Source organism: Amycolatopsis sp. NPDC051716, from assembly GCF_040681595.1.
Lineage (GTDB): Bacteria > Actinomycetota > Actinomycetes > Mycobacteriales > Pseudonocardiaceae > Amycolatopsis.
In genome coordinates, this window is record NZ_JBFAZA010000088.1 from 1 (window position 1) to 4,676 (window position 4,676).

The following is a 4,676-nucleotide window of genomic DNA, read 5'->3' on the forward strand; positions in this document are numbered from 1 at the left end:
TTGAAAAATATATTAGGACATGTAATGAATCAATTTTAGCTCAAACATATCGCAATGTTGAAGTCATTATAGTAAATGATGGTAGCACAGATCAGTCGCTAGCAGTAATTTCCGATTTAATCTGTAGTCATCACAATGTTAAGGTAATCAACCAAAAAAACCAAGGATTATCAGTAGCTCGGAACACTGGTATTGATGTGGCAACTGGTAAATATATAACTTTTGTAGATGCAGATGACAAAATTATGCCAGGCTTTGTTAGCTCGCTCTATCAAATTGCTGACAAAACAGGAGCTGACATTGTACGTGGGTCATTTCGAGACTTTAATGGCAATATTCCTAAAGCTTGGGTTCCAGATTTCAATGTTCCAACCAATTGTGGGACAATAGTATTAGACCAATTCTTATCTAGCAACATATCTTTTGCAGTTTGGTCGAGTATCTATAGGCTAGATTTTATTAATAGTAATCATATACGATTTACACCAGGGATCCTACTTGAGGATGGAGATTTTACAACAAGAGCTTATATGCTCGCTAAGTTAGTTGCTACATCACCTGAACCAAATTATGCATATAGAATAAATCGTCCAGGAAGTATATTAACCACAAAAAATGCCCAAAAAATGTCTCTTTCAGAAGAAAAAGTCATATCACAATTTATTAGTATGTTAAAGCATGAAGAATCTGATGTTTTACGTAGTTTAATTCTAAAGTCTATTTATGCATTTATGAGAGATTGGACGGGAATTATTGTGAAGAATAACCTATCGTTGGATAGGACGAACAGTTGTTTTGATACTGCTCTCACTCTAATAAAAGAAATAATAAATTCTAGGCCCTTAAAAGAAAAAATCAAATTTTTAACAAAGGTTATTATTATTAAGGCGAAAAACCATTAAGCCGTTAAACGAAAATGCAAAGGGTTCATATACAATTATGTTAATTACGACCCGAATTGCTAGTTGATTATTTAGACATGACTTGATACCCGATAGAATATCTTAAAGTCTCTGGTTCCAGTGATTTAGCTGATTTTAACAGTAAAGAATACGCTAAAAGTATCATCTCTAATTTCAATTGAAAACCTTGAGGCGAATGACTTTTACAACGCTCAGCTCCTAGATTTGTCAAAAAAGAGAAAACTCGCTCAATCACTTTTCTACGTTTTGAAAAATTAGGGAAAAGGATTTTCTTTTGCTTCATGTTCTTCCTGACAGGTGTAATTAGATCAATTCCTTTTAATTCCAGCCTATCATGCAGTGACTGACCTAAATATCCCATATCTCCAAGGACTGTTGGTGTCCCAAATTGACTCAACACTTCCTCGGTCATTGAACTATCAGCCATTGAAGCAGGAGTAATTGTGTAGTCTATGACATAGCCTGATTCACTGACTAAAGCATGACATTTACATCCATAGAAGTACTGTCCCTTTGTAGCATTGTAGCCAACATTGGCATAATCTCCAAGAACTTTGCTTCTGAAATTACGAATAGGCTGACACAAAGGAATGGGGAAGCTGTCAATAATGGATACACTCATTCCTTCAACCTCTTTAAAGACGAGTGCTTGGCGAATGACTTGGATACTCGGTAAGAGGGCATTACAACGGCGGACAAAGCGAGAATATTCTAGGAAATTAGGAAATAAACTTTGAGCCAATTGGTGCTTAGCTTTAAGCGTTTCACTAAAATGCAGTACGCCCCAGAGGTAACAAGCGATAACTAAGCAATCTGATGTTGCGAGATGGACGTTCTTTCGGTTTTGAACCTCAAGGGGAACACTCGTTTGATAAAGCGTCTCAATGGTTGTCAGTAAATAAACAAAAACTTTTGGAAGTGTGCTATTATAAGTCATATAAGTCGTGCGCTTTCTAATGCTTAGTGGTTTAAGATTAGGATAGCACGACTTATTTATTTTCCAATGAAATTAACTAGCAATTCGGGTAGAAAGTTTAGAGGTATCATATGAAACTACTTAATAATTTGTTGACTAGCTTAACACAATATGAGAATGAAATGATTCAAATTAGGCGTCATCTTCATCAATACCCAGAAATTTCTTTTCAAGAAAAAGAAACATTTAAGTATATTATGGGCTTTTATAAAGAACTTGACTGTGAACCAAAACTTATCGGAAAGGGATTTGGAATCATCGTTGATATTGAAGGTGGAAAATCCGGAAAAACTCTTGCGTTGAGAGCAGACTTTGATGCTCTTGCTATTTTTGAAGATAATGATTTAAGTTTTAAATCGGTCAATCCAGGAGTAATGCATGCCTGTGGACACGATGCACATACTGCATATTTGATGGTACTTGCTAGAGAACTAGTAAAAATAAAACAAGAACTTCCGGGAAGAGTTAGAATTGTCCATCAACCAGCAGAGGAAGTATCTCCTGGTGGTGCCAAAGGTATGATTAAAGCAGGAGCTCTTGACGGTGTCGATAATATGATCGGGGTTCATGTGATGACTACAATTAAAACAGGGGTCATTGCCTATCATAATAAAGAAACTCAAACGGGACGTTCTAATTTCACCATTACAATCAAAGGAAACGGAGGTCACGCTTCTATGCCACAATTAAGTAATGATGCAATAGTAGCCGCTAGTTACTTTGTAACTGAACTCCAAACAGTAATTTCAAGAAGAATAGATCCATTTGACATGGGTACTGTAACTATTGGATCATTTGATGGAGCAGGAAGTTTTAATGCTATACAAGATAAAGTAGTGTTAAAAGGGGATGTTCGGATGATGAAAGAAACAACTAGAAAAGTCATCCGAGACCAAGTGAAACAAATTGCTAAAGGCGTTGGAGTAACCTTTGGGGTTGAAGTGATTGTAGATTATGACGATAACTATCCTGTACTCTTTAATTCAGAAAATCTCACTCACTTTGTAGTTGACAGCTTAAAAGATCAGAATATTTCAGAAGTCAATAATATAGTCGATTTAGGACCACAAAATCCTTCTGAAGATTTTTCATATTATGGGCAAGTTGTACCAAGTACTTTCTTTTACATTGGTGCACAGCCTGAAGACGGCGGAAATTATCCCCATCATAGCCCTTTATTTAAAATGAATGAGAAAAGTATTTTAATCGCGGCTAAAGCAGTTGCAACTGTAACTATAAACTATCTATTTTTCAATAAAAAAATGTAGATTTACAAATAGCAAGATTTGTAGCTAAAGTTGCTCCTTCGTTATTTAATAAACTTATAAAAATATTTCTATCCTCTGTCCAGAAAAAGGTTGTATTATGGACGAGATTTAATTCACCGTCCGTCAAACTACGATACTGCGATGTCACTTAATGACAAGGTTTTGTATGTGTCCACAAATTCCGAGTTCTCTGTCTTGATGACAAATAACGTTCCAGAATATGCGTTGCTTACGTCCGGTAAAGGTTTTTTGAAGAATTTGGAAGATACGACAGGGCTTCTTGACGTTAAATATGACAATGTAGTAGGCAATTATGATATTGATAAGGCTGACATTGTTTATTATGTGTATGGTTTGCTTCATTCACCCGAATATCGGGATATGTATGCCAATGATTTAAAAAAGAGCTTGGCGCGGATTCCGCTAGTCCGAAATAAAGAAGCGTTTATTCGGATTGGAAAGGAGTTATCTAATCTGCATCTGAATTACGAGAAACAAGTGTCATACCCTGGAGTGACGGTGTCAGTTAGCTCTGATGATTATAAAGTGACTAAGATGAAACATCCTAAAAAAGGAGCCTTAGACACTATTATTTTCAATAATTCAATAACTATCTCGAACATACCAGAGAAAGCTTATGAGTATGTGGTTAGTGGAAGGCCAGCTATCGAATGGATTATTGATCAATATCAAGTAAAAACAGATAAAAAATCAGGAATAACGGATGATCCTAACGAATTTAGTGATAATCCTAAATATATTTTGAACCTCTTATTATCCGTTATTACAGTAAGTATGCGAACCCTTGAATTAATTGAGGAATTACCAGAATTTGAAATTCAAGAATAATATAGGGTCTATAATTATATAATGGCCCCTAGGAAATACCATTAAAACACCCCCTATAATCTTTAGTTCATATTACAGGGGTTGTTTTTCTGTTTATTGATATAATAGTTCTTAAAAATGGAGGTGATATTTTGAAAGTGAATTGGTTAAAGTTGATTGGAATTTTTTTACCTTTAAAATGATTCATATTTACTGTCTTCAATTGCTTTTTTTAAAATTTTAAACTAAATACAAGTATTGATAAACTTTTCAAATATAGTATAAAAGTCCTAACTGATTATATCTTGATTAATGCATTACTATTCCGAATTTAAGAACTTGACTTAATATCATAATAAAAAACCTCCAAAAGTTTAAATTTTGGAGGTCATATAAGATATATGTTTATTTTATTTGCTTACTGTGGTTAGAATGAATAAAATAAATACTATAGCTATACTAAAAGCACCTAAAATAATAGTATTAGTTGAGTCAGACTTAGTATCTTTAGAAAACTTAGCTATTATCACTGCACTTAGAATGAAACATAGAAATATAAAAGCTAAAAACATTGTTGGAGAGATGCCAACTTGAAATTTCTCAAAAAACAAATGATAAATAGAAGTAACTACAACTCCTAACATACCTATTATATAAAGTAGGGTTACGAGAAAATTTAAA

Annotated in this window: 5 protein-coding genes; 3 read left to right on the forward strand and 2 right to left on the reverse strand. The window is 34.0% G+C overall.

From position 1 onward, the window contains the following. The coding region (locus AB0M30_RS47450) for a glycosyltransferase (protein ID WP_364599244.1) at positions 1-902 on the forward strand (902 nt) is incomplete at its 5' end. Positions 903-969: 67 nt separating this feature from the next. Here the strand turns inward: AB0M30_RS47450 and AB0M30_RS47455 are convergent. After that, on the reverse strand, positions 970-1,860 hold the full coding sequence (locus tag AB0M30_RS47455) for an IS982-like element ISLll1 family transposase (RefSeq protein WP_364599247.1): 891 nt from the start codon (positions 1,858-1,860) through the stop codon (positions 970-972). A gap of 110 nt (positions 1,861-1,970) precedes the next feature. Here AB0M30_RS47455 and AB0M30_RS47460 point away from each other — a divergent pair, with 110 nt between their 5' ends. Beyond that, positions 1,971-3,167 (forward strand): M20 family metallopeptidase, encoded by a 1,197-nt coding sequence (locus tag AB0M30_RS47460; RefSeq protein ID WP_015082999.1) that lies wholly within the window; start codon positions 1,971-1,973, stop codon positions 3,165-3,167. Positions 3,168-3,242: 75 nt separating this feature from the next. Then, the gene (locus AB0M30_RS47465; RefSeq protein ID WP_300697143.1) at positions 3,243-4,016 is read left to right on the forward strand and encodes a type ISP restriction/modification enzyme; all 774 of its coding nucleotides are present in this window, start codon (positions 3,243-3,245) and stop codon (positions 4,014-4,016) included. A 389-nt stretch (positions 4,017-4,405) separates the two neighbouring features. On the opposite strand, the gene AB0M30_RS47470 is transcribed toward AB0M30_RS47465, so the two are convergent. Further along, positions 4,406-4,676 (reverse strand): hypothetical protein (locus AB0M30_RS47470; protein WP_364599250.1); only part of this gene is annotated, 271 nt, incomplete at its 5' end.

Bases quoted from the DNA above. Each gene is read 5' to 3' on its own strand.
- AB0M30_RS47455 (WP_364599247.1), bottom strand. From the start codon at position 1,860: ATGACTTATAATAGCACACTTCCAAAAGTTTTTGTTTATTTACTGACA.
- AB0M30_RS47460 (WP_015082999.1), top strand. From the start codon at position 1,971: ATGAAACTACTTAATAATTTGTTGACTAGCTTAACACAATATGAGAAT.